The sequence below is a fragment of the Occallatibacter sp. genome (assembly GCF_049802275.1).
GTDB lineage: Bacteria > Acidobacteriota > Terriglobia > Terriglobales > Acidobacteriaceae > Telmatobacter.
On sequence record NZ_JBARMD010000334.1, the window covers coordinates 1 to 3126 of the forward strand.

General features: G+C 58.0%; 5 protein-coding genes and 1 pseudogene. 5 read left to right on the forward strand and 1 reads right to left on the reverse strand.

Annotation, left to right across the window (positions count from 1 at the left end; all coding sequences use genetic code 11):
• From WA354_RS11590 to WA354_RS11605, 4 genes are all read left to right on the forward strand, one after another.
• A partial coding sequence (locus WA354_RS11590; RefSeq protein ID WP_472813172.1) for a DUF6580 family putative transport protein occupies positions 1–568 on the forward strand: 568 nt, incomplete at its 5' end.
• A gap of 118 nt (positions 569–686) precedes the next feature.
• Positions 687–1082, forward strand: coding sequence for a hypothetical protein (locus WA354_RS11595; protein ID WP_472813173.1), 396 nt, complete (start codon positions 687–689; stop codon positions 1080–1082).
• Positions 1079–1336, forward strand: a complete 258-nt coding sequence (locus WA354_RS11600; RefSeq protein WP_472813174.1) for a DUF5985 family protein — start codon at positions 1079–1081, stop codon at positions 1334–1336. Before WA354_RS11595 ends, WA354_RS11600 begins: the two co-directional genes overlap by 4 nt.
• A complete protein-coding gene (locus WA354_RS11605; RefSeq protein WP_472813175.1) occupies positions 1333–1614 on the forward strand; it encodes a DUF5985 family protein in 282 nt (93 codons plus the stop codon). The genes WA354_RS11600 and WA354_RS11605 overlap by 4 nt, the downstream gene beginning before the upstream one ends.
• 42 nt (positions 1615–1656) lie before the next feature.
• Here the strand turns inward: WA354_RS11605 and WA354_RS11610 are convergent, their stop codons facing one another.
• A complete protein-coding gene (locus tag WA354_RS11610; RefSeq protein ID WP_472813176.1) occupies positions 1657–2280 on the reverse strand; it encodes a YqaA family protein in 624 nt (207 codons plus the stop codon).
• 253 nt (positions 2281–2533) lie between these two features.
• Between WA354_RS11610 and WA354_RS11615 the strand changes: the two are divergent.
• Positions 2534–3126, forward strand: a pseudogene (locus WA354_RS11615) (hypothetical protein); the annotation flags it as partial.

The window sequence follows — 3126 nt, forward strand, 5'->3', positions numbered from 1 at the left end:
GTCTTCCGGCATTCCGTTTCCTGAGGTGTACATGCCTGCTTATCTGCTGCTGGTTCTTGCCGTTCTCACGCGCGTGGTACCCCACCACGGCTGGCTCAACTTCACCGCCGTCGGCGGCGCCTTGCTCTACTTTGGCGCCCGGCGCTCCTGGCGCGAGATGCTGGCTCCCCTGGCCGCCCTCATGGTTACCGACTACTGCCTCACCGTCTTCGCCTATCACTACAGCTTCGTGTGGACGTCTTACGTCACCACCTGGGCCTGGTATCTGGCGGTGATGGTCCTGGGACACATCCTTCTGAAGTCGCGAACCAGCTGGCTCCGCTTTAGCGCCGCCGTCGTGCTCGGTCCCACCTCGTTCTTCCTTATTTCAAACTATGCGGTGTGGGTTGGCGGCACGATGTATCCGCGTACCCTGGCCGGACTGGCTGCCTGCTATGCGGCGGCGATTCCGTTCTATCGCAATGACGTGCTCTCCACGACGATCGTTGCAGGCCTCGCCTTCGGTGTTCCCGTGCTCATCCGCAAAATGCGCCTTGAGCGCAACGCGGGCGTCGTCGCAGTTCGCTAGGGTCGTCTCAGGTTGAATTTGTTACCGACCTTTGTCGAATTTGATTCACGTTGTCAAATCGCCTTGGCGCACTGACTCCCTCGGGACTGCAAGTTAGTTGCCGACTGTGCGAATATTTATGCCGGATTCCGACTCCAGCGTCGACGTCTACGAGTACATCCTGGACAAGATCGACGCTGTACCTCATCTCGAAGCGGTCATCCTTCTTTGGAACAGCCGCCCCGTAGCCTGGCTGCCGGAAGAACTCGCATCCCGCCTTTATCTGTCCAAAGAAAAAGCGACCGAGATCCTCAACGACCTCGCCCGTCAGCAACTCGTGCAGCAGGTCGCTTCCTCTCCGGCGAAATACTCCTATCTGCCCCGCAACGAGGAGCAGGACGAGTGGATGTATAAAGTAGACGTAGCCTACCGCCGCGAACTCGTACGCATTTCCACGATGCTGCATTCCAAAACTCCGTCGTCGGTCCGCGAATTTGCTCGCGCATTCCGCATCAAGAAGGATCGGGAACCGTGACCCTGGCGCTCGACGTTCTCACCCTACTCACCACCATTTTGTGCGCGATTCTACTTCTCCGCGCCTTTCATAATGTGCGAAAGAGCCTTCTGCTATGGAGCGGATTGTGTTTTATAGGCCTATCGGCGGCGACGTTGCTTCGCATATTCGATCTGCGCATCTTTCTTGCGACTGACCTGTATTCGTATCGCCTTGGAGTCACCGCAATTTCGATGGCCCTGCTGCTCTATGGCCTGATTTGGGAGAGCCAATGAGCCCCATTACTCATCCCGTAGTCGACTTTTTCATGCTGGGATTCATCGCCGCATGTTCCCTGGTCGCAGGGCTGTTCTTTTTCAAATTCTGGCGATCAACGCGCGACCCCTTGTTTCTGGCCTTCCTGGTATTCTTCGTGGTGCAGGGCTGCACCAACGCCGCGATTCTAAGCCTCGAGCACCCTAACCAGGGGAACCTCATCGTCTTTGTTGTCCGCCTGCTCTCAGTCCTCGTGGTGCTCGGTGCAATCCTTCGCAAGAACCTGGCGAGAAACTGAGAACAATCGAATCGACCGATGTAGCGAAACGAATGCTCCCGGTCACGCGTCCAGCCGAATTTCACCCCGACGTCGCTTCCGCATCCACCAGATCCCGAACCCGGCGAGCGTCACCCCAAACACCACCAGCAACCCTGTCAGCGCATGGTGCTGCACAACACCCAACGCCTCGGGACCAAGCTTAATCACGAGCAGCGAAAGAACCAGCCAGCGCACCATCCTCCCCGTAAATACCGCCAGCATGAATGGAACCACCCGCATCTCAAACACACCGGCGGCAAATACAAACGCCTTCCACGGAGTCGGTGGCGGCATGGCCGAGGGGATGGCCATTGCCAGAAATTCCTGTTTTTCGAACCGCAGCTTCATGCGCTCATAGTGCTCGCGATTCACGCGCTTCAGGATGAACAGCTCGCCTCCTGCCCGGCCCAAGGCGTACGGTAACAGGCCGCCAACGGCCGAGCCCGCTGCTGCGAGCACGCAATATGCCCAGAAATGCCCCTGATCTTTCCACACCCACACCGCTATCAGGGCGTCCATGGGGACAGGGATGGTCGAGGAGTCCAACAGTGCCACTGCGCCTGCGCCTAAGATCCCCCATTTGATGAGCAGGGGAAGGAGAACCAGCTTCCATTTGAGCCAGAATGCCTGAAAAAAGTGCTTCAAAAACGTCCCTTTCCCCTCGCAAAACGTCTAATTTCCGGGGTTCCCCCATATTTTCATCAATGGGATTCGATCAAAAGATCAATTGTACGGTCCTGCGTTATCTGCGTGTTCGATTGGCCGCAAGCCAAATCCATTCGTGACCAGGCAGGCCGTTTTGTTGAAACGCCGGGAATGAGAGAATAGATGAGAAGGACTCGAAGCAGAGCTGGCCGGGGGAGATGGTACGTACCCGAGGCAGCCGTAGCCCGCATGCATGCCGACCAGTGAAGCAAAACCCACCGCGAATGAACCCGCGGTACCCCAGCCGAAGAGGGCCAGCACAGGCCCCCTGAACCTGACCTTTGCAGAAGAGGAAAGACCCTTCGGCGAGGATGTTTCTGCTCCGGAGGACGGCCCCCAGACCGACGAGGGCGGTGAAAAGGCGCGGATTCGTCGCGGCGCGTCCACGTCCCGTTGGGTAGACTACGATACCCACGAATTGCTGAACATGATCAGCGAGCTCGAAGATGAGCGGCGCTGGGCCCGGCTTCGCGAAGGTATCTGGCTAGCACTCCTGATCCACATCCTGCTGCTTTCGGCCATTACGTGGGTCCCGCGCTATCTCTTCCACGTTCCCGCCGTCATCGACCCATTTGAAGCTATCAAACAGCGCAAAGACCTGACTTACCTGGACTTGCCGCCTGACGTGATCAAGAAGTTTCAGCCCAAAGTCCAGGTCAAGCCGGTTCCCGAGAAGCAGCCGCGCGTCGACAAAAAGACTCTGGAAGCGCTGAACAAGCCAGCCCCCCCACCCCCAACCCCTGAGCCTCAGCCCACGCCGCCGTCCCAGCCCGCCTTGACCTCACC

Excerpts from the sequence above, each read along its gene's own strand:
- WA354_RS11605 (WP_472813175.1), top strand. The coding sequence starts at position 1,333 with ATGAGCCCCATTACTCATCCCGTAGTCGACTTTTTCATGCTGGGATTC.
- WA354_RS11595 (WP_472813173.1), top strand. The coding sequence starts at position 687 with ATGCCGGATTCCGACTCCAGCGTCGACGTCTACGAGTACATCCTGGAC.